Source organism: Sporosarcina sp. P37 (genome assembly GCF_002109365.1).
In the GTDB taxonomy this organism is placed as follows: Bacteria; Bacillota; Bacilli; order Bacillales_A; family Planococcaceae; genus Sporosarcina.
The window spans coordinates 3,007,779-3,028,415 of record NZ_CP015349.1; the positions used below are offsets into that span (position 1 = coordinate 3,007,779).

The following is a 20,637-nucleotide window of genomic DNA, read 5'->3' on the forward strand; positions in this document are numbered from 1 at the left end:
GGAGCGATAGTATGTTTTCTACAGTAGAAAGAGCAAACAAAATTCAGGATTTGAAACAATTTTCATTCGATGTGCTGGTTGTCGGCGGAGGAATAACAGGGGCAGGAATCGCACTGGATGCAGCAGCAAGAGGGTTTTCAGTTGCTCTGGTAGATATGCAAGACTTTGCAGCTGGGACTTCGAGCCGTTCAACGAAACTTGTACATGGCGGTTTGCGTTATTTAAAGCAGCTGGAAGTGAAAATTGTAGCAGAAACAGGGAAAGAACGTGAAATTGTCTTCCGCAATTCACGTAATATAACGAAGTCCAGACCGATGCTGTTGCCCATCTACAAAAAAGGAACGTACGGCAAATATTCTACATCCGCCGGGCTTCTTGTCTACGATTTACTCGCAGGTGTAAAGCATAATGAACGCCGCGAAATGCTGACGAAAGAAGAAACGTCTGCACTTGAACCGCTTTTGAAAAAAAAGCAGCTGAAAGGCGGCGGATATTATGTGGAATATCAGACAGATGACGCTCGCCTGACCATTGAAGTTTTGAAGAAAGCGGCTGAAAAAGGTGCACTATGTGTAAATTACATGAAATGTGAACAGTTTAACTTTGAAAACGAGCGCATCGTCGGAGCAGTGCTGAGCGATCAGCTGTCAAGCGAACGGTTCTCTGTGGCGGCATCGATGGTAGTGAATGCTTCCGGTCCGTGGGTGGATGATTTACAGAAGAAAGTTATCAGTAAGCAGGACAAGCAGCTGCATATTACGAAAGGGGTCCATATTGTAACGGATCAGTCTGTTTTTCCGCTGCGGCAGGCAGTATACTTTGATAACTCAGACGGCCGGATGCTGTTTGCAATTCCCCGTGATAATAAAACGTACGTTGGTACGACAGATACTTTCTATTCAGAAGACAAACAGCATCCCGTCGCAACGGAAGATGATATTCACTATATTATCAACGCAGTAAATGAAATATTCCCGAGCGTCCGCTTGCAGCGTCATCAAGTGGAATCCACATGGGCGGGCATCCGGCCGTTAATTGCACAGGAAGGCAAAGATGCATCTGAAATCTCGAGGAAAGATGAGATATGGGAAACTGTGCCGGGACTGCTGACGATTGCCGGAGGAAAATTGACGGGCTACCGTCAGATGGCGGAAGTTGTCGTTGACCGAATTACTAAACGATTAAAAAAGCCTTCTATTAAACAATGTCAGACGAAAAATATACCGGTTTCAGGAAGTGATTTTGCAGATGATGCCGCACTGGAAGAATTTATAAATGTGCAGGCTGTACGAGCGCCTCAATTCGGCTTAACACCCCAGCAAGGTGCGCGTATTGCATCTTTTTATGGAAGAAACAGTGAACGTGTCTTCCAGTTTGCACATTCGATATCGACAGAAGAGAATCCATTGCCAATCAGTTTGCGTGCAGAAATTTTATACGGTATTCATTATGAAATGGTTACCTCTCCAAGTGATTTCTTTATTCGGCGCAAAGGGGATCTATATTTCCAAATCGATACAGTAGAATCATTGGCGAAACAGGTCACTGAATATATGGCAGCATTACTGGATTACACGGACAATGAAAAGGCCGTTCATGAAAACGATTTGATGAATGCGGTTGCTGAAGCGAAAGGGCGTGCAGTTTCATGACAGAACGGTGGATAGAGATGCGTGACGGCACAAAGATCTACAGCAGATGTTATGCGCCTGATCAAAAGCCAAAAGCCCGCGTACATATCATTCATGGATTAGCTGAGCATAGCGGGCGTTATACGCGCTTTGCCAAGTACTTGCTATCAGAAGGATATGCCGTAACGATGCATGACCAAAGAGGGCATGGCAAGACCGCTGCCGGAAACGGTCACACGTATGGTTATTTAGGAGAATCAGCCACTTTTGACCAGCTGGTCGATGATGCGTTTGAAGTGAACCAATCCTATCAACTGGAGTATGCAGAACTGCCGGCGGTAATGCTTGGACATAGTATGGGATCGTTCGTGGCCAGGCGTTATATCCAACTGTACGGTTCCACACTCCATTCAGTGATATTATCTGGCACAGGCAGTAATTCTGAGTTCATAGCACATGCGGCGATTGCACTGGCGGCTTACAGAGAAGGAAAGCTTGATGACCGGCAGCCGGATGAGTTTTTAAATGAATTGATATTCGGCAATTACTCCAAGCTATTCCCGGGTGAAACATCATTTGCCTGGCTGTCGCGCGATGCAGAAAGCGTTGCGGATTATGAACGAGATGAAGCATGCGGTTTTGTACCGACTGCACAACTGTTTCGCGTACTTCTTGAAGGAATGAATTCGCTTGAAGCGCCAGAGTTTTTACGTAATATCCCGGATGATTTGCCAATCTTACTGCTGTCAGGCACAGATGATCCGGTGGGGGATAAAGCGAAAGGTGTTTGGAAAGTGGCGAAACAGCTGAATAAAGCCAGCCAGCAGCAGGTTACTGTTCAGTTGTATGAGGGCGGAAGACATGAGATGCTTCAGGAAATCAATTATCAGCAAGTCTATACGACTATTGTGGAGTGGATGAAACGAAATGAACGCACCAATTGATGTACTGGCGGTTGTAGGACCAACTGCTTCAGGCAAAACAGCACTGAGCACAGCACTTGCCGCTTCGTTGAATGGGGAAATTATCAACGGCGATGCCATGCAAGTATATAAAGAACTTGATATCGGCACAGCCAAGATTCACCCTTCTGAGATGCGGGGTATCCCGCATCACTTTTTTGATGTGAAAGAGCCGACAGAATCCTTTTCTGTGGCGGAGTATCAGCAGGCAGTCAGACAGTGGATTAAAGATATTCAATCACGCGGAAAATTGCCTATTATCGTAGGAGGCAGCGGCATGTATGTGCAATCCGTATTATTTGATTACCGATTCACCGAACAAGCGGCTGATCCTGCAGTGCGGGCGCGGCTGGAAGAAGAGCTGGAACAAGCAGGTGCTGAGCAATTACATGCAAGACTTTCGGAGCTGGATCCAAAAAGTGCGGAAAAAATCCATCCGAATAACCATCGCCGGTTAGTGCGGGCGCTTGAAATTTTGGAAGTGACCGGACAAACAAAGCAGGATCATGAGCAGCAGCAAGGAAATATGCCAATGTATCATTATCTGATCATTGGACTCGACCTTCCGAGAGATATACTTTATGAACGAATCGGTCAGCGTGTCGATGAAATGGTCAAAATGGGTCTGTTTGACGAAGTGAAAAGCCTTTGGGACAGAGGGATTCGAAAGACGCAGTCTGTACAGGCTATCGGCTATAAAGAATTGATATCTTACTTTGACGGGCTGCTGACAAAAGAGCAGGCAATTGAAGCCGTGAAAAAGAACACACGTAATTACGCCAAGCGCCAGCTGACATACTTCCGCAATAAATTGCCTGTGCGGTGGGTGGAAGCTGATCAGTCAGGTGAAGAAATTTATCAGAAAACATTGGAAATAATAAAGGATTTTCAGAAAGAAGTATGGAATAAATAAAGGACAGAGACAAGGAGGCAATTGAATGGCACAAGGAAATATGCAAGATACTTTTTTAAATTCATTACGCAAGAACAACACATTTGTAACAATCTTTTTACTCAATGGTTTTCAGTTGAAAGGTCTGATCAAGTCATATGACAATTATACGGTCCTGCTGGAATCAGAAGGCAAACAGCAGCTGATCTATAAACATGCGATCTCAACTTATGCTCCTTCAAAACCAGTTATCTTAAAAGATGAACAATAAACAGGCATCCGCCTGTTTTTTTGTTGTCTTTCATTTGGCAAATGTTGCGCATCTGCTAAAATAGAAGATGAGAAAATGAAATGAGGTACTACATAATGCAAATTGCACCAATTAATGAAGACTTACTGGCGAAATCGAAGGAAGCGGAACAGCTGATTGCGCCGTATGTGAAAACAGTCGAAGAAATTGCTTTTTATAACCAGCGAAAAGTTCTTCAGGCATTTAAGCAGAATCAGGTAAGTGATTTCCACTTATCGGGCTCTACAGGCTATGGTTACGATGACAGCGGCCGCGATGTATTAGAACAAGTGTATTCCGATGTGTTTGGAGCGGAAGACTGTCTTGTAAGAAACCAAATTATTTCAGGCACCCATGCAATTACGATCAGCTTGTTCGGGATTTTGCGCCCGGGCGATGAGCTGCTTTATGTTACAGGCAAGCCTTATGACACACTGGAGTCTATCATTTCCGGCAACGGGAAAGATACCGGCTCGCTCGAAGACTATCAAATATCCTACCGGCATATCGATTTGAATGAAGACGGTTCAGTCGATTATAAAAAAGCAAAAGAAGTCATTTCGTCTAAAACGAAAATGGTTGCTATTCAACGCTCAAAAGGGTATTCGAGCAATCCTTCATTCCGTATCCATGAAATTGAAGCCATCATTCAGGAAGTGCGCAAGATCAAGGAAGATGTTGTAATTTTCGTGGACAACTGCTATGGAGAATTCGTCGAGATGAAAGAGCCTGCAGAAGTGGGAGCAGACTTGATGGCGGGGTCACTGATTAAAAATCCCGGAGGCGGTCTGGCGAGAACTGGCGGTTATATAGCAGGAAAAAAAGAACTGGTGGAAAAATGTGCATACCGGATGACATCTCCCGGTTTAGGCGCAGAAGCAGGAGCATCGCTGGATACGTTACTGGAGATGTATCAAGGATTCTTCCTGGCGCCTCATGTAGTGAGCCAGGCAGTTAAAGGCGCATTGTTCACATCAGCATTTTTCGGTATGTTTGGGATGGACACAACACCTCATTATAGTGAGCAGCGCACGGATTTAATTCAATCAGTGAATTTTTCCACGGCAGAACAAATGATAACGTTCTGTCAGATGATCCAGCAAAATTCCCCGATCAATGCCCAGTATGCGCCGGAGCCTTCTTATATGCCGGGCTATACTGACGACGTCATCATGGCGGCGGGTACATTCATACAAGGATCGAGCATTGAACTGACTGCTGACGGTCCAATCAGACCGCCCTACACGGCTTATATTCAGGGCGGACTGACTTATGAGCATGTGAAATCAGCGGTGCTGAATTCCATGGAACAATTACTGGAAAAAAAGCTAGTATAAATAAAAAAGTGTATCAAGAACCTGTTTTCGGTTCTCGATACACTTTTTTTAATGGATCATCCGGTAGACGCCGACCACTTTTCCAAGGATGGATACCTGATCTACGATGATCGGCTCCATGGAAGAGTTTTCAGGCTGCAGACGGAAATAATCTTTTTCTTTAAAGAAACGTTTCACTGTCGCTTCATCTTCTTCTGTCATCGCCACTACAATTTCTCCGTTGGTTGCTGAATGCGTCTGTCTGACGATTACGCGGTCACCGTTAAGGATTCCTGCTTCAATCATACTGTCTCCGACAATCTCCAGCATGAAAATTTCATCTTCTGAAGAACCGAACGTATCCGGCAATGGAAAGTATTCTTCAATATTTTCAACTGTTGTAATCGGATTGCCGGCTGTAACTTTACCGATGAGCGGCACGTGCATAACTCCGCTTTTCATCTCATCCAGACCATCTGGATCTAAAATCTCGATAGCACGGGGTTTTGTCGGGTCCCGGCGGATGAATCCTTTGGTTTCCAATCGCGACAAATGCCCATGAACGGTTGAACTTGACGCAAGTCCCACAGCTTCTCCGATTTCGCGCACGGAAGGGGGATATCCTTTTAAACGGACTTCATCTTTGATGAAAGCGAGTATTTCTTCTTGTCTCTTCGATATTTTTTTCAACATATTCACCTCTTCTGCAAGATTACGAGCAATGGAATACTGAACCATTATTTTGAATATAGTATAACATGTGTTCGATTACTAATCAAACAAAGGTTCTAATTTTACTTGACATGGAATCGTATGTTCTCTTATAATTAAGAACAAGTATTCCGAACATGCATTCTTAAATCGTATATTTTAGGAGGAGTTATCATGGAGATTATGAAAGAATTTATTAAAAACAATTATTATTTTGCGGTACTGCTGGCAGTATGTGTAACATTTGCATGGGTGCAATTTGATAAACTGGCAGAAGATGACCAATACATGGAAATAGTTATTAATGAAGGAGATACATTGTGGGGGCTGGCTTCCAATTATTCAGAAGATATACCTGCAGCACATTGGATTAAACAGGTGCGCTCATTGAATGAATTACAGAGTGATCAGATCATTTCAGGTGAATTACTGCGTGTCCCTGTTAAAATAAATAAACAGTCAGATATGCGTGTAGCTGAAATGGGAGTGGGAGAAAGATGAAGGAAAAGAATTGCGTAATCTATTGCCGTGTGAGTACAGAAAAAGAAACACAAGAGCAGTCGATTGTTCGTCAGCAGGAAGAACTTGAGAAATTGGCTGCAGAATTGTCCTACACATGTGAAGGGATTTATACAGACCGTCAAAGCGGATATGATATGGACCGCGAAGGGCTTCTTGCCATGCTGGATCATATTCAGAGCGGAGCTGTAGATGCCGTATTCATTCAAGATGAAACACGTTTGGGACGGGGGAATGCGCGGGTGGCTATTTTGCATGTTATTGCCAAGAGTGATACTGCAGTAATTACGAATCATTCCAACGGGACGATAGAACTTAACGAAATGGATACCATGCTGCTGGAGATTCTTGCAATAGTGGAAGAATATCAGCGGAAACTACATAATGCAAAAATACGCAGAGGGATGAAGCGGGCTGTTGAAAGAGGCTATAATCCATCTGAAAACTTGTATAATATCGATCAGGGCCCAGGGCGTGAAAGACTTGAGCTGCCCATGGAAGAGATTGTCTCGCTGCGCAGTAAAGGCCTCACCTATGAAGAGATTGCCAATGTGCTGAATGGACTGGGCCACACAGTCAGCAAGGCAACAGTTCATAGAAGATATAGAGAGTTTATAGCGCAGGAACACTAATCGTTTGCACTTTTCCTCCAGGTTGTTTACATTTTAGTTGAACAATAAATATGTGGAGGTTTATAACATGCTGCCAGAAAAGAAAATGAAACGTATTAATGAGCTTGCAAATAAAAAGAAGACAACAGGTTTATCGATTGAAGAAGCAAAAGAACAGACACAATTACGCAAAGAGTACCTCGAAACGTTCCGTTCGGGAATGCGTGAAACAATCGAATCCGTCAAAGTAATCGATGCGGAAGGTAATGATGTCACGCCTGAAAAAGTCAAAGAAGCAAAAGCAAACAAAAAACCCCTGAATTGACTGCAGGCAACGGAATAACATTGTAATTATCTCGGGAATTGACTACACTAGAGAAGGAATATGTACCATAAAACACTCATATGAGCAGGATGGAAAGGATGTACAGCATGACCGAAAAAATCGATCAACTGGCAATAACGACAATCCGGACATTATCAATCGACGCAATTGAAAAAGCAAATTCAGGTCACCCGGGATTACCGATGGGCGCAGCACCGATGGCTTACACATTATGGACACAGCATCTTCACCATAATCCATCAAACCCACAATGGTTCAATCGTGACCGTTTTGTGCTTTCAGCAGGACATGGCTCCATGCTGCTTTACAGTTTGCTGCATTTAAGCGGCTACGGCTTGACGATTGATGATCTGAAGAATTTCAGACAATGGGATTCAAAAACGCCGGGTCACCCGGAGTATGGTCATACAGCAGGAGTCGAAGCGACGACAGGACCGCTTGGCCAAGGGATTGGTATGGCTGTCGGAATGGCAATGGCTGAAAAGCACCTTGCGGCAACATACAATAAACCTGGCTTTAATATTGTTGATCACTACACGTACGCACTTTGCGGTGACGGGGATCTTATGGAGGGAGTAGCGGCTGAAGCTATTTCCATGGCTGGTCACCTGCAATTAGATAAATTGATCGTACTATATGACAGTAATGACATTTCTTTAGATGGCGATTTGGATATGTCGTTTTCTGAGAATATCAGAAAACGCTTTGAATCATACGGCTGGAATTATGCGCGTGTAGAAGACGGCAACGATACGAAATCTGTATCAGCTGCAATTGAACAAGCAAAAGAAAACAGCGGCGGACCGACAATCATCGAAGTAAAAACTGTCATCGGTTACGGATCTCCGAATAAGTCAGGTAAAGCAGACGCGCACGGCGCCCCTCTTGGAGAAGAAGAAATGGCTCTGACAAAAGAGTATTATAAGTGGACATTCGAAGAGGATTTCTATGTCCCAGAAGAAGTGTATGACCGATTCAATTCGGCAACAGATGAACTGGGCGTGCAAAAAGAACAGCAATGGAATGAGCTGTTTGAGAGCTATGCCAACGAACACAAAGAATTGGCAGCCCAATTCAAACAAGCCGTAGCGAATGAACTTCCCGCTGATTTACAGGAGCAGATGCCTGTCTATGAGGCTGGTGCTTCTGTAGCGACCCGCTCCGCATCTGGGGATTCAATTAATGCATTGGCAAACGCTGTGCCGGCTTTATTTGGCGGCAGTGCGGATCTTGCAGGCTCAAACAAAACTACAATTAAAAATGCAGGCGATTTTACAGCGGCTGATTACTCAGGACGCAATATCTGGTTCGGCGTGCGTGAATTTGCGATGGGAACGGCGCTGAACGGTATGGCACTCCATGGCGGTGTTAAAGTATTCGGCGGCACGTTCTTCGTGTTCAGCGATTACGTACGGCCTGCTATACGTCTGTCTGCGTTAATGGGCTTGCCTGTAACGTATGTATTCACACATGACAGTGTGGCTGTAGGAGAAGACGGCCCAACACACGAACCAATAGAACAACTTGCTTCTCTGCGTGCGATGCCAGGATTGTCTATTATCCGCCCTGCAGACGGCAATGAAACATCCGCTGCCTGGCTCACAGCAGCGACATCAAAAGATACGCCAACTGTTCTGGTATTGTCCAGACAAAACTTGGAAGTGCTGCCGAAGTCAAAAGAACTTGCGATGACTCATGTAGCTAAAGGGGCATATGTAGTATCGCCTGCTGCCAAAGAGCAAGCTGACGGTTTGCTGCTGGCAAGCGGTTCAGAAGTTGGTTTGGCTGTTGCAGCGCAGAAAGCATTAAAAGAACAGGATATCGACGTCAGTGTCGTATCAATGCCTTCATGGGATCTCTTTGAGAAACAAGATCAGGCATATAAAGAGTCAGTTCTGCCTAAGAATGTGAAGAAGAGAGTAGCAATCGAGATGGGCGCGTCGCTTGGATGGCATAAATATTCAGGTGATGAAGGAACTGTCATGGCAATCGATACATTCGGTGCCAGTGCCCCTGGGGACTTGGTAATCGAGAAGTATGGCTTTACCGTGGAGAATGTCGTGAAAGAAATGACTAATCTGCTGAATAACTGAAAATAATTTACACACGGCCCGGGCTGAGTACCGGAGCCGTGTGTTTTTTTATGCATCTTTACGACAATAATAGTGATGAAGTTTTCCGTAAACTGACATGATTTACATAAGACAAGCCCTATGATAGACAGTAGGAGGTGTTCGTTATGAGGAAGTATGAAATATTTAAGATAAAGTCTGCGTATCAATCCTTCATAATGGGACGTGAACGGTTACTTTTTGAGTTATTAGCGGTGAGTCCTTCTGCGAACTATCAGGAAATTGAATATTTATGTGATCAGTTAAACCAAAAGGAATTGGATCATATCATTCAGCATAATCTGGCCAAATGCTTTGATCATGTGGACTCGCATCATCATGAATATCGGCTGACCCACCTGATTAAAGGAGAAGTTTTTATTAAAGTGAGCACTCATTGTATCCAAGTGTATTGTCAGGGTTCCCGAATGCTTGACCTGGACTTATTCGTCGCACTGTCCACTTCCACCGATCGATTTTTCGCAATCATGAATGAACAGGAAGAATGCGGATGGCTGAAACCAATTAAATATTCAGAGCGGATGATACTGGAGAATGCAATGATGTAAAAACTTCCGCACAAATTACGAACAGTCATTGCTATTCACTGCTGCTATGTTGTATAATCCTTCTTGGTAGTATGTTATCGAACTATTTTCAGTGAGGGAGGATTGGCAGCAATGGATTTATGGTTAGCAATTGTATTGATCGTCGTCGCTTTGATCGGCGGAGTCGCACTCGGCTTTTTCATCGCGCGTAAATATATGATGAATTACTTGAAGGAAAATCCACCAATTAATGAACAGATGTTGCGTATGATGATGATGCAAATGGGACAAAAACCTTCACAAAAGAAAATCAATCAAATGATGGCTCAAATGAATAAAGTTCAGGACAAGCCCGCTAAAAAAAAATAAGTAAAACTCCGTGATCAGCTGCCAGCTGCCACGGAGTTTTTTGACTTTCAAAAGCTAATTAGTATAACTGAAAACGATTTAAAAATCTTTGCACGGTCTGTAAATATTCTTCTGGGTTGTCATTATATGATTTGGCATGCGCGCCTTTTGCGAAAAGTTTCATCATTTTATCCCCTTCTTTCAGATCATACAGCTCTTCCGTCATATGCGGCAAAATGAACGTGTCTTCCATACTGTGTATGAACAATACCGGTTTGTCGATGAATTTCATAACTTCACGCGGTGAAACTGCCGCAGACGTGTAGCCATCCCGAATTTTTAAAAATAAGTTGGCGATCCGCAAGCTCATGGACGTCTTAAAAGGAAGTTCTGTCCGAATAATATGCAAGAGTTGCTCAGAGAAATCAGAGAAAGGACAGTCAGAAATATAGAAATCTGCTTCATCCTCATACGTGCCGGCGTACAGCAGCGTCGTCGCAGCTCCCATTGATTCTCCATGAATTCCGATTAACGCACGTTTGCCCACGCGTTTACGGACAGCCGAAACCACTTCTTTTAAATCCATTTTTTCATAAAATCCGAAACTTGTCGTCTTACCGCCGGAATCACCGTGGCGGCGATGGTCGAAAATTACAGAATTAAATCCCAGCTTTTCAAACAGTCGGGCATATTTAATAGAATTCACTTTATTTTCAGTCACTCCGTGGCAAATAACGACAGTGCGTGTCGTATCCAAAGGCCGAAGGAAAATCGCACGCAAGTTATAGCCATTAGGCGAAGGAATCCAAATATCATCTTTTCTTACGGTTTCAAACCATTGCCGGTCAAAGCGTTTTGCAATCATTTCACGCTGTAAAATGAATTCGGAATCCTTTGTTTTCAGGTACATAAGGCGGTTCGTTACGACAATACCGAAGATGGTAAGAAACGCCGTTACTACACTGGATGCAATTCCGGCGACATACATCACTCTACGTTTCAACAATATTCTCCTTTCCGTTTAATGATTTCTTTTGTACAGATTATACATAGCAGTCTCAATAGGACGTGATAAATACGGTGCTACTGTATCCACCGCGGCACAAATCTTCTCTCTGTCAATACCTGTTTCAATTTCCAGTGAATCCAGCAAATATAAAACGTCTTCTGTTGCGACATTACCTGTAGCCCCGGGTGCGAAAGGACACCCGCCCAGTCCGCCAGCGGATGTGTCAAAACGGTCGACACCTGCCTGCAAGGAAGCATAAATATTCGCCAAGCCTAATTTTCGCGTATCATGGAAGTGAGCTGTAATCAGTATGTCCGGAAATTGCTCTTTCAGTGCAAGGAATAAAGAATAACTGGCCGACGGATTCGCCATGCCGTCTGTATCTGCAACGCTTAATTCATCGACACCCATCCTTACAAACTGCTGACACAGTGCCATAGTCTGTGCAGGAGAAATGAACCCCTCATAAGGACAGTGAAAAGCGGTCGAAATACAGGCTCTGACAAAATGACCTTCTTTTTTTGCCTGTGTAATAATGGGCTGCAATAATTCCATACTCTCCGCAGTAGATCGGTTAATATTATGCCTGTTGAATGTATCGCTTACTCCCACAAAGACGGCGAAACTTTCTGCGCCGGATTCCAGGGCATTTTCTGCGCCGCGTGCATTCGGTGTCAGGACGAGTTGTCTGCCTAGTTTCTTTACACGATGTACTATCTCTGCTGCATCTGCCATTTGGGGGACCCATTTAGGAGAGACAAAAGACGTGATTTCCATCTCTCTGACTCCTGCATTTTGCAAAGCGTGAATAAAAGCTAGTTTTTGATCTGTCGGGATACTATTATTTTCATTTTGCAAACCATCGCGCGGTCCAACCTCGATTAGTGTCACGTTTTTTGGTAGACTAAACATACACATACCTCCCTTCTTCTATTGTACGTAATTACAGAGAATAAGGGCAATGCAAACCCCTTGCTATTTTTTGAAAAAAATCGAAAAGCACAACAATTCTAGTAAACAGAAAGCAGTGATTGTAATGTCCAAAAAATTACGGAAGCCAGCTATAAAGCAGCAAGAAAAATCTGCAGATAACTCCGCTTCATCTCTTTCAGATATAGTTAGCGATGATATGCTCGCTAAATTAAAGGAAATGAAGCAAGAAATGAAAGCTATAGAAGAAACAAAAAAAGAACAGGAAAAAGTACAGCGGATTCAAGAACGTAAAGAAAGAGAGAAAAATAAAAGCTTTGAAGAATTGCTTGAGGAATATGGAGATCAGGGAACAAAATATTAAAAACTGATAATACAGGCAGCAGTTTTGCCGTGCGGAATACTTTGATGTGCTACTTATTACGCTCAATTGAGGAGGAGAAAATATGATTTTTTTGTATATTGCCTATCGCAACAGACAGGATATACAGGAAGAACAGTTCAATCAATCTCTCAAACGTGTCCATTCAGCGCCGATTGAGCACCCGATTGTTCAATGGATCCGGGAAAATCTGACGCCGATTTCTGCAAATGGCAATGTAACATACTTTGATTTCCCAAAAGAGAAGGCAGAAAGACTTTACGGCAAGTTGTCAGATGCTCATGCAGAAAAATCAAAAGACTCACCAAGGCCATGGAAGTACTTGCCGATACCGGACGAGCAAAATTATCCTTATCCAATTGCTCATTACGAGAAAGAATATGGTGTGATCTATTATGATACACTGTACAAATACATAACGGCGCTCGGCATAATTTTACAAATCTTTGATTTTACTGCCAATCAGCTGATTGTGTATATTCAATAAGAAGTACTGAAGTATTCAGGAGGACAAAAGATGAGGCAGCTTGACAGTAAGCTTTATGAATATTTACTAGATAAATCCCCGGAAATCACAAATGAGTGGCTGGCGATGAGGGCGGTTGAAAACGACTCCATATACTCTCTTGATGCCGATTCGCGGACTGTAGAAACACTTCGTGAACAGAATGAACTGACAAATTTGACAGTTACCAGCAGCTTGCTCGGCAATCCGGATGTATTTGCGGCAAATAAAAAGAAGTGGGCTGCAGTAGTCGCCCTCAGCAGAGTCAACAGCAACACACCTGTTGAAGATGTGATTGACGCATTAAGCAAAGTCCGCTTAACGCATTGGCGCTTCATAAAAGAGTTTTATACACTTCATGAAGACGAAATTACGATGAAAGATTATATGCGCTGGAGTGACACATTAAGTAATGCTTTTGACGAAATTTATGTAAGCTTTGCGGAAACTTATAATCAATACATGAACAGCAAGTTTGCTATACAGCAAAGCCTGATCAATGAGTTGAGCGCACCTGTTATTAAAATTACGGATAAGATCGGAATCGTGCCTTTAGTGGGGGATATGGATGTGCTACGCGCGCGGATTATGCTGGAAAGTATTCCAAAAAGGAGTTTGGAATTAGATATTGAGCATGTATTCCTTGATTTGTCCGGGGTGACAGTAATTGACACGTTGGTGGCCCAGAAGATTTTTCAAATCACACAGGTCCTTTCTTTATTAGGCACACGAACTACAATTACAGGGATTCGGCCAGAAATTGCCCATGCTTCTACAGAGCTTGGCCTGGATTTCACGAATGTTCAAACGTTCAGTTCGCTGGAAATGGCATTTTCAGATGTATTTTCAATAGGGAAAATTAAAGACCCGGCCTCTTCTTAACAGAAGCGGCTGGGTCTATTTTTTTATTGATGTTTTTTCTGGAAGTCAAGCATGAATTGCTGTAATGCCCGGCAGGCTTCATACGGCACTGCGTTATAAACTGATGCCCGGCATCCGCCGACAGAACGGTGGCCGTTTAATCCGACGAATCCAGCTTCCTTTGCTTCCTGCAAGAATTGCTTTTCCAATTCTTCATCTGCTACGCGGAATGTGATGTTCATAAGTGAACGACTGCTTTTTTCAGCGTGTCCTGTATAAAAATCATTGCTGTTATCGATTACGTCATAGATCAGATTTGCTTTTTCTTCATTTCGTTTTGCAATTTGCTCCAGTCCGCCCTGCTGCTCCATCCAGCCCAATACTTCGCCCAGCATATAAATTCCGAAAGACGGCGGTGTATTGTATAAAGAATTGTTAGACGCATGCGTGCTGTATTTTAAGATGGCCGGAATTCCGCTGTTGGCATCCTCCAGCAGATCTTTGCGAATGACAGCAACTGTAACACCTGATGGACCAAGGTTTTTCTGAGCCCCGGCATAAATCATACCAAATTTACTGACGTCAAGAGGTCGGGACAAAATATCGCTGGACATATCAGCAATCAACGGAACATTGCCGATAGACGGGAACTCATGGAACTGTGTGCCGAAAATGGTATTGTTGGATGTAATATGAACATAAGCATCCGTTTCGTTGTATTTGATTTCCTCGGCGGATGGAACATGGTTATAGTTTGTATCTTTTGTGGAAGCTGCTTCGTATACATCACCGATTGTCTTTGCTTCTTTTAATGCTTTATCTGACCAGGCACCAGACATGATATAGCCGGCCTTTTTTCCTTCAGGCAGGAAGTTCATTGGGACCATGGCAAATTGGAGACTTGCCCCGCCCTGTAAAAATAGGACTTCATAGTTTTCAGGAATGGAGAATAAAGAACGTAAACGCTGAATTGCTTGATTATGTACTTCCTCATATGTTGCACTGCGGTGACTCATTTCCATGATGGACATCCCGGATTTTTTAAAATTCACAAGTTCAGCTTGTGCTTTGTCCAGTACTTCTCTTGGAAGAGCGGATGGACCCGCATTAAAATTATAGACAGCCTTTTGACTATTCAACAAAATCACTCCTTCATTAATTTACAACCCTAAAGTAAAGTATATATGAAAAACAGAGCGTGTGGAATAGTTATCTGCCGAATATCTGCAAAGAACCGCTTCGATTTGTCTTGCCGTCTAGTTTGCTGAATTGTAAAGATGGGTACAATGTAAGCAAGTACAGTCTACATAATGAAATATTTCCGATGAGTAAAAGAAGGAACGGGGGCATAGATAGTGAAAACAGACGGACGCAGAAAAAGTACAAATGTGGAAGACCGCAGAGGCAGAAGAAGAGGAGGGGGAGCGATTGCTTTAGGCGGCGGAGGCCTTGGCATCGTAGGTATTATTCTTTTTCTGCTGTTAGGAGGTAACCCCGGAGACCTTTTGGACAGCAGCCCGGCAGCTCCTGATGAGCCATACGTCGAAACAGCACAGGATAAAGAGCTGGCGGATTTTGTGTCAGTTGTCTTGGCGGATACTGAAGATATTTGGTCAGAGCTGTTTGCGCGCGAAGGACTGCAATATGAGAATCCCACGCTCGTGCTTTATTCTGGACAAGTACAGACTGCCTGTGGATTTGGAAGCGCAGCTGCCGGCCCATTCTACTGTCCCGGAGATCAGAAATTGTATATTGACTTAGCATTTTACAATGAATTGCAAAATTCATTTAAAGCGCCGGGTGATTTTGCAATGGCGTATGTCGTTGCACATGAGGTGGGGCACCACGTGCAGACATTGCTGGGAATTTCAGAGCAAGTGATGCCATTACGCCAAAAAATGAGCGAAGAAGAATTCAATAAATATTTGGTGAGATTTGAATTGCAGGCAGATTATTTTGCAGGCGTATGGGCGCATCATGCGCAAGGGCGCGGATATTTGGAACAGGGTGATTTACAGGAAGCTATTACAGCAGCAAGTGCCGTAGGAGATGATACGATTCAAAAACGTGCAAGGGGATATGTAGTGCCCGAAAGTTTTACGCACGGCACGGCAAAACAACGCATGTACTGGTTTGAGCACGGATTTGAACTGGGTACGATTAAAGGCGGAGACACATTTAATCAGACCGAAAAATAAAACAGCACCCGTCATTCATGCAGAAAGAATGACAGGTGCTGTCTTTTTATTTTGTTGCGTGATGTGATTTATGCTTTTCATTGCGAAGCCGTTTAGTATTCTCTCACATAAGCAGGGAAATACTTCACTCTTCATTCCATCGGATCCGACCAGGGTGAGTATAGACATTAAAAGACTTGCCGCGAATGAAACCGACAGTTGTAATGCCAAGGTCATCCGCTAAAGACAGGGCCAGCTCGGTCGGTGCAGATTTAGATAATACGATTTCACAGCCGATCTTCGCGACTTTCAATAAAATTTCAGAAGAGATTCGCCCGCTGAACACAATAATTTTATCGCGAACGGAAATATCGTTTTTCAAACAATGGCCATAAATTTTATCCAGTGCATTATGCCGGCCGATGTCCATGCGAGACAGCAGCAGCTGATCAGGCGCACATAATGCTGCATTGTGGACACCGCCAGTATGGCGGAACATGTCTGCCTGTTCTTCCATTTCATTCATCCGTGAAAATATTTGAGCAGGTGTAAGATGAACCGAAACGCTGTCCATTTTTTTTGCGGTTAATGCATCACTTGCGAAAATGAATCCTTGTCTGCTCATGCCGCAGCACGATGTAATATAACGCTTGTTCTGCAATTGTTCAAAGAAAGGATAAACTTTTTCCGTTTCGATATGAATAAAGCCATTTTTGAGATCCAATCGGATATCTTTAATGTGCGCCCATTTCGGTACGACACCTTCTGAGGCAAGAAAGCCGACTGTCATATCTTCAATGTATTCAGGCGTACAGACGATTGTTGCAAATTCTTTTCCATTCAGCTTTATAGTGATCGCGTATTCTATTGCCACACGGTCATCTTTTTTCAAAATTTCGCCGTCCTGAAAACGAATAATAGAACGTTGCTGCTGCAGCTCCATGATGCTGCCTCCCTTCAATCAATCGAACGATCGAATAAAAAAACCGATACCGCTATGTCATCGTCAATTTTAAAATCGCTGAATAAGTGCAGAAACTTCGCATCGACAAGTTCTTCCAAGCCTGCGGGCGGTTCTTTATCATAAACAGCCTGAATCATGCTCGTGCGCGCGCGGTGCACCATCTCTTTGCCGTCCTCAGTGCCAGCAATAAACTTTTCAGTCGGTGTCAAATTGCCGTACAGGGTAGACACCGCCATATTATCAATAAATACCGTATGAATACGCTCTGGTCCTTTACCGAATAGATCTTTGCGCAGTTTCCGGATCACATCATTAAACTCATGAATTTTTTTCATAGGACACTTCCTTACTCTTATTGGCAGAATAGTCTAATTTTTTGTCATTAGGCATTGTATAATGTGCTCTATTACTTTATACTAAATACAGAATTGATGAAACTCCAGTATGCGATTGCCGGGGGTTCATCAGCCTACTTGATATAATAAGTATGGATTGGTTCTTTAGCAAGTCCTGTTAAGAAACTATTCCACCATAAAAATTACCGCACTGACGGTTTTTTTATGGTGGATTTTTATTTGAGAAGGAGGGCGCCTGTATGTCAATATCAATAAACGATAAGCTGTTTGATTTCCAGCCGGGGTCGACACTTATTCAGGTGATTAATGCAAACAACATCGAGCATCCGCAAATTTGTCATTTGCCTGAAGTAGACCCCATTGAGACATGTGATACATGTATCGTGGAAGTAAATGGCGAACTCACGCGTGCCTGTTCTACGAAGGCAGTGGACGGCATGGATGTGAAATTAGCATCTCCCCGTGCGAAAGCTGCACAGACCGAGGCGATGGACCGAATTTTAGAAAACCATTTGCTGTATTGTACTGTCTGCGACAATAATAATGGAAACTGCAAAGTACATAATACAGTGGCACTCATGGGAGTGGAAGAACAAAAATATCCTTATGAGCCAAAGTGTTCAAAAGATGCAGTAGACTTCACGCATCCATTCTACCGCTATGACCCGAATCAGTGTATCGCATGCGGCCAGTGTGTGGAAGTGTGCCAAAACCTGCAGGTCAATGAAACACTTTCTATCGATTGGGAACGTGACCGTCCAATCGTTTTATGGGACGGCGGTGCGAAGATCAATGAATCGTCCTGCGTAGGCTGCGGCCATTGTATCACGGTTTGTCCGTGTAACGCACTCATGGAAAAAACGATGCTGGGTGAAGCAGGATTCCTGACGAAAATGGATGATGAGCTATTGGATCCGATGATCGATTTAATTAAAGAAGTGGAACCGGGTTACAGCAGCATCATGGCAATTTCCGATGTGGAAGCTGCGATGAGAGAGCCGAAGATTGATAAAACCAAAACGGTTTGCACTTTTTGCGGTGTAGGCTGTTCGTTCGAAGTATGGACGAAAGATCGAACTATATTGAAAATTCAGCCGGTTTCTGATGCACCAGTCAATCAAATATCTACATGTGTCAAAGGGAAGTTCGGCTGGGATTTCGTTAACAGTGAAGAGCGCATTACGGCTCCGCTTATTCGTAAAGGCGAGGACTTTGTAGAGGCGTCATGGGATGATGCATTGGATCTGGTCGCGAAAAACCTCGGTAAAATACGTGATGAGCATGGAAAGGATGGGGTAGGCATCATCTCTTCATCTAAAATTACGAATGAAGAGAACTATGTCATCCAAAAATTTGCCCGGCAGGTGTTCGGTACGAATAACGTAGATAACTGTTCGCGCTATTGCCAATCTCCGGCTACAGACGGATTGTTCCGTACAGTAGGGATGGGCGGGGATGCCGGCACAATTAAAGATATTGCAGAAGCAGGCCTCGTCATCATTGTCGGTGCCAATCCCGCAGAAGGACATCCTGTTCTTGCGACACGCGTTAAGAGAGCGCATAAACTTCATGGCCAAAAGCTAATCGTGGCGGATCTCAGAAAGCACGAGATGGCGGAACGCGCAGATATCTTTATGACACCGCAGCAAGGGACGGATCAGGTATGGCTGATGGCAGTAACGAAATATCTGATTGACCAGGGCTGGCACGACCAGCAATTTATCGAAGAGAATGTTTTGCACTTTGAAGACTTTAACGAAGTATTAAACCGCTATACGTTGGAATACGCGGAAGAAGTGACAGGTATTTCAAAAGACGTACTCATCCGCACTGCGGAAATGATCCGCGATGCAGACGGCACGTGTATCTTATGGGGGATGGGTGTGACACAGAATACGGGCGGTTCGGATACCTCTGCAGCAATTTCCAATTTGCTGCTGGCTACTGGGAATTACCGCCGTCCGGGTGCAGGTGCGTATCCGCTTCGCGGTCACAACAACGTCCAAGGTGCCTGCGACATGGGAAGTCTTCCGGGCTGGCTGCCAGGCTATCAGCATATTACGGACGACGCGGCAAGAGAGAAATTTGAGCGCGCGTATGGTGTGGAAATAGAAGGTAAACCTGGACTCGATAATATTCAAATGCTGCATTCAATTGATGACGGGGTAATGAAAGGAATGTATATTGTCGGGGAAGATATGGCGCTTGTAGACTCCAATGCGAACTATGTTCATGACGTTCTGTCGAAGCTGGATTTTCTCGTTGTTCAGGATATTTTCTTCTCACGTACTGCACAATATGCGGATGTGATATTGCCCGCCGTGCCATCACTTGAGAAAGACGGTACGTTCACGAATACCGAGCGCAGGGTACAAAGACTGTATAAAGCGCTGCCGAATAAAGGTGATTCACGGCAGGACTGGTGGATTATCCAGGAAGTTGCGAATAGATTAGGCGCTGACTGGAATTACACGCATCCAAGTGAGATTTTCGCTGAAATGGCAAGTTTGAGTCCAATGTTCGGCGAAGCTTCCTATGAAGTGCTGGAAGATTGGGGCAGTTTCCTATGGGGCAGTCTTGAAGGAAAGAGTACTCCGCTGCTTTATACCGAAGGGTTCAATTTCCCTGACAAAAAAGCCCGCTTTGCATTATCAGATTGGGTAGAGCCTGTGAAATTTCCTGATGAATTTGATCTTCATATTAATAATGGACGTATGCTTGAGCACTTCCATGAAGGAAATATGACCAATAAATCAGAAGGAATTCAAGAAAAGGTACCGAATATTTATGTGGAAATCTCTCCCGAACTGGCTAGTGAACGGGGAGTGGAAACAGGTACGTATGTCAGATTGATATCGCCGTACGGTGCGGTTAAGCTGCCTGCACTTGTCACGGACAGAGTACAGAAGAATGAATTATTCTTACCTATGAATTCAGTGGAAAAAGAATCAGCAATTAATTTCTTGACCGGCCCGGCAACAGATGAGCGAACAAACACGCCGGCATACAAGCAGACCAAAGTGCGGATGGAAGTTCTTGAAAAGCAGGGAGATAATCCATTGCCGAAGAGTAATCATCGCGATAAGAAGCGCCATCCGCAAAACGGCGTGGAAGTGCAGCGTAAATGGAACCGTCCAGGGTATGTTCAATTAACAGACCGATAAACAGT

Annotated in this window: 22 protein-coding genes; 16 read left to right on the top strand and 6 right to left on the bottom strand. The window is 43.9% G+C overall.

Annotation, left to right across the window (positions count from 1 at the left end):
- Window positions 1-11: 11 nt before the first annotated feature.
- The 5 genes from SporoP37_RS14970 to SporoP37_RS14990 all read left to right on the top strand — a co-directional run bounded on the left by SporoP37_RS14970 (window position 12) and on the right by SporoP37_RS14990 (window position 5,111).
- A complete protein-coding gene (locus SporoP37_RS14970) occupies window positions 12-1,652 on the top strand; it encodes a glycerol-3-phosphate dehydrogenase/oxidase (protein WP_085431352.1) in 1,641 nt (546 codons plus the stop codon).
- The gene (locus SporoP37_RS14975) at window positions 1,649-2,575 is read left to right on the top strand and encodes an alpha/beta hydrolase (RefSeq protein ID WP_085431353.1); all 927 of its coding nucleotides are present in this window, start codon (window positions 1,649-1,651) and stop codon (window positions 2,573-2,575) included. Before SporoP37_RS14970 ends, SporoP37_RS14975 begins: the two co-directional genes overlap by 4 nt.
- A complete protein-coding gene (gene miaA, locus SporoP37_RS14980) occupies window positions 2,559-3,506 on the top strand; it encodes a tRNA (adenosine(37)-N6)-dimethylallyltransferase MiaA (RefSeq protein WP_085431354.1) in 948 nt (315 codons plus the stop codon). The genes SporoP37_RS14975 and miaA overlap by 17 nt, the downstream gene beginning before the upstream one ends.
- 25 nt (window positions 3,507-3,531) lie before the next feature.
- Complete coding sequence (hfq, locus tag SporoP37_RS14985) at window positions 3,532-3,756, top strand: RNA chaperone Hfq (RefSeq protein ID WP_081244436.1); 225 nt, start codon at window positions 3,532-3,534, stop codon at window positions 3,754-3,756.
- Between the two features lie 95 nt (window positions 3,757-3,851).
- Entirely contained in the window at window positions 3,852-5,111 is a 1,260-nt protein-coding gene (locus tag SporoP37_RS14990; RefSeq protein WP_085431355.1) for a methionine gamma-lyase family protein, read from the top strand.
- A 48-nt stretch (window positions 5,112-5,159) separates the two neighbouring features.
- Here the strand turns inward: SporoP37_RS14990 and lexA are convergent, their stop codons facing one another.
- The gene (gene lexA / locus SporoP37_RS14995) at window positions 5,160-5,780 is read right to left on the bottom strand and encodes a transcriptional repressor LexA (protein WP_081244885.1); all 621 of its coding nucleotides are present in this window, start codon (window positions 5,778-5,780) and stop codon (window positions 5,160-5,162) included.
- Window positions 5,781-5,975: 195 nt separating this feature from the next.
- On the opposite strand from lexA, the gene yneA reads away from it, so the two are divergent.
- From yneA to SporoP37_RS15025, 6 genes are all read left to right on the top strand, one after another.
- Entirely contained in the window at window positions 5,976-6,302 is a 327-nt protein-coding gene (gene yneA / locus SporoP37_RS15000; protein ID WP_081244438.1) for a cell division suppressor protein YneA, read from the top strand.
- A complete protein-coding gene (locus SporoP37_RS15005; RefSeq protein WP_081244439.1) occupies window positions 6,299-6,952 on the top strand; it encodes a YneB family resolvase-like protein in 654 nt (217 codons plus the stop codon). Before yneA ends, SporoP37_RS15005 begins: the two co-directional genes overlap by 4 nt.
- A 67-nt stretch (window positions 6,953-7,019) precedes the next feature.
- Entirely contained in the window at window positions 7,020-7,256 is a 237-nt protein-coding gene (locus SporoP37_RS15010; RefSeq protein WP_081244440.1) for a DUF896 domain-containing protein, read from the top strand.
- Window positions 7,257-7,363: 107 nt separating this feature from the next.
- Entirely contained in the window at window positions 7,364-9,370 is a 2,007-nt protein-coding gene (gene tkt / locus SporoP37_RS15015; RefSeq protein WP_085431834.1) for a transketolase, read from the top strand.
- Window positions 9,371-9,516: 146 nt separating this feature from the next.
- Window positions 9,517-9,957 carry a sporulation inhibitor of replication protein SirA gene (sirA, locus tag SporoP37_RS15020; protein ID WP_081244441.1) on the top strand — a complete coding sequence of 147 codons (441 nt, stop codon included), beginning with the start codon at window positions 9,517-9,519 and terminating at the stop codon, window positions 9,955-9,957.
- A 111-nt stretch (window positions 9,958-10,068) separates the two neighbouring features.
- Window positions 10,069-10,305, top strand: a complete 237-nt coding sequence (locus SporoP37_RS15025; RefSeq protein WP_081244442.1) for a YneF family protein — start codon at window positions 10,069-10,071, stop codon at window positions 10,303-10,305.
- 58 nt (window positions 10,306-10,363) lie between these two features.
- Here the strand turns inward: SporoP37_RS15025 and SporoP37_RS15030 are convergent, their stop codons facing one another.
- Both SporoP37_RS15030 and SporoP37_RS15035 read right to left on the bottom strand, forming a co-directional pair.
- Window positions 10,364-11,287, bottom strand: a complete 924-nt coding sequence (locus SporoP37_RS15030) for an alpha/beta hydrolase (protein ID WP_081244443.1) — start codon at window positions 11,285-11,287, stop codon at window positions 10,364-10,366.
- 18 nt (window positions 11,288-11,305) lie between these two features.
- Entirely contained in the window at window positions 11,306-12,205 is a 900-nt protein-coding gene (locus SporoP37_RS15035) for a hydroxymethylglutaryl-CoA lyase (RefSeq protein WP_085431356.1), read from the bottom strand.
- 70 nt (window positions 12,206-12,275) lie between these two features.
- On the opposite strand from SporoP37_RS15035, the gene SporoP37_RS15040 reads away from it, so the two are divergent.
- From SporoP37_RS15040 to SporoP37_RS15050, 3 genes are all read left to right on the top strand, one after another.
- Window positions 12,276-12,587, top strand: coding sequence for a YqkE family protein (locus SporoP37_RS15040; protein ID WP_232329773.1), 312 nt, complete (start codon window positions 12,276-12,278; stop codon window positions 12,585-12,587).
- A gap of 82 nt (window positions 12,588-12,669) precedes the next feature.
- On the top strand, window positions 12,670-13,092 hold the full coding sequence (locus tag SporoP37_RS15045) for a hypothetical protein (RefSeq protein ID WP_085431357.1): 423 nt from the start codon (window positions 12,670-12,672) through the stop codon (window positions 13,090-13,092).
- 30 nt (window positions 13,093-13,122) lie between these two features.
- On the top strand, window positions 13,123-13,992 hold the full coding sequence (locus SporoP37_RS15050; RefSeq protein WP_081244446.1) for an STAS domain-containing protein: 870 nt from the start codon (window positions 13,123-13,125) through the stop codon (window positions 13,990-13,992).
- Window positions 13,993-14,015: 23 nt separating this feature from the next.
- On the opposite strand, the gene serC is transcribed toward SporoP37_RS15050, so the two are convergent.
- Entirely contained in the window at window positions 14,016-15,113 is a 1,098-nt protein-coding gene (gene serC / locus SporoP37_RS15055) for a 3-phosphoserine/phosphohydroxythreonine transaminase (RefSeq protein WP_369821937.1), read from the bottom strand.
- A gap of 213 nt (window positions 15,114-15,326) precedes the next feature.
- Between serC and ypfJ the strand changes: the two genes are divergently transcribed.
- Window positions 15,327-16,169, top strand: a complete 843-nt coding sequence (gene ypfJ, locus SporoP37_RS15060; protein ID WP_085431358.1) for a KPN_02809 family neutral zinc metallopeptidase — start codon at window positions 15,327-15,329, stop codon at window positions 16,167-16,169.
- 124 nt (window positions 16,170-16,293) lie between these two features.
- Here ypfJ and fdhD read toward each other — a convergent pair whose 3' ends face one another.
- Both fdhD and SporoP37_RS15070 read right to left on the bottom strand, forming a co-directional pair.
- Window positions 16,294-17,094, bottom strand: a complete 801-nt coding sequence (gene fdhD / locus SporoP37_RS15065) for a formate dehydrogenase accessory sulfurtransferase FdhD (RefSeq protein ID WP_143565449.1) — start codon at window positions 17,092-17,094, stop codon at window positions 16,294-16,296.
- A gap of 11 nt (window positions 17,095-17,105) precedes the next feature.
- Window positions 17,106-17,447 (bottom strand): Na-translocating system protein MpsC family protein, encoded by a 342-nt coding sequence (locus tag SporoP37_RS15070; protein WP_085431359.1) that lies wholly within the window; start codon window positions 17,445-17,447, stop codon window positions 17,106-17,108.
- 260 nt (window positions 17,448-17,707) lie between these two features.
- Here SporoP37_RS15070 and fdhF point away from each other — a divergent pair, with 260 nt between their 5' ends.
- Window positions 17,708-20,632 (top strand): formate dehydrogenase subunit alpha, encoded by a 2,925-nt coding sequence (gene fdhF, locus SporoP37_RS15075; protein WP_085431360.1) that lies wholly within the window; start codon window positions 17,708-17,710, stop codon window positions 20,630-20,632.
- Window positions 20,633-20,637 lie beyond the last annotated feature (5 nt).

Coding starts and splice junctions, on each gene's coding strand:
- sirA (WP_081244441.1), top strand. CDS start 9,517: ATGAGGAAGTATGAAATATTTAAGATAAAGTCTGCGTATCAATCCTTC.
- tkt (WP_085431834.1), top strand. CDS start 7,364: ATGACCGAAAAAATCGATCAACTGGCAATAACGACAATCCGGACATTA.
- SporoP37_RS15070 (WP_085431359.1), bottom strand. CDS start 17,447: ATGAAAAAAATTCATGAGTTTAATGATGTGATCCGGAAACTGCGCAAA.
- fdhF (WP_085431360.1), top strand. CDS start 17,708: ATGTCAATATCAATAAACGATAAGCTGTTTGATTTCCAGCCGGGGTCG.
- SporoP37_RS15025 (WP_081244442.1), top strand. CDS start 10,069: ATGGATTTATGGTTAGCAATTGTATTGATCGTCGTCGCTTTGATCGGC.
- SporoP37_RS15005 (WP_081244439.1), top strand. CDS start 6,299: ATGAAGGAAAAGAATTGCGTAATCTATTGCCGTGTGAGTACAGAAAAA.
- SporoP37_RS15050 (WP_081244446.1), top strand. CDS start 13,123: ATGAGGCAGCTTGACAGTAAGCTTTATGAATATTTACTAGATAAATCC.
- SporoP37_RS14970 (WP_085431352.1), top strand. CDS start 12: ATGTTTTCTACAGTAGAAAGAGCAAACAAAATTCAGGATTTGAAACAA.
- miaA (WP_085431354.1), top strand. CDS start 2,559: ATGAACGCACCAATTGATGTACTGGCGGTTGTAGGACCAACTGCTTCA.
- SporoP37_RS15010 (WP_081244440.1), top strand. CDS start 7,020: ATGCTGCCAGAAAAGAAAATGAAACGTATTAATGAGCTTGCAAATAAA.
- SporoP37_RS14990 (WP_085431355.1), top strand. CDS start 3,852: ATGCAAATTGCACCAATTAATGAAGACTTACTGGCGAAATCGAAGGAA.
- SporoP37_RS15045 (WP_085431357.1), top strand. CDS start 12,670: ATGATTTTTTTGTATATTGCCTATCGCAACAGACAGGATATACAGGAA.
- yneA (WP_081244438.1), top strand. CDS start 5,976: ATGGAGATTATGAAAGAATTTATTAAAAACAATTATTATTTTGCGGTA.
- hfq (WP_081244436.1), top strand. CDS start 3,532: ATGGCACAAGGAAATATGCAAGATACTTTTTTAAATTCATTACGCAAG.
- SporoP37_RS15035 (WP_085431356.1), bottom strand. CDS start 12,205: ATGTTTAGTCTACCAAAAAACGTGACACTAATCGAGGTTGGACCGCGC.
- SporoP37_RS14975 (WP_085431353.1), top strand. CDS start 1,649: ATGACAGAACGGTGGATAGAGATGCGTGACGGCACAAAGATCTACAGC.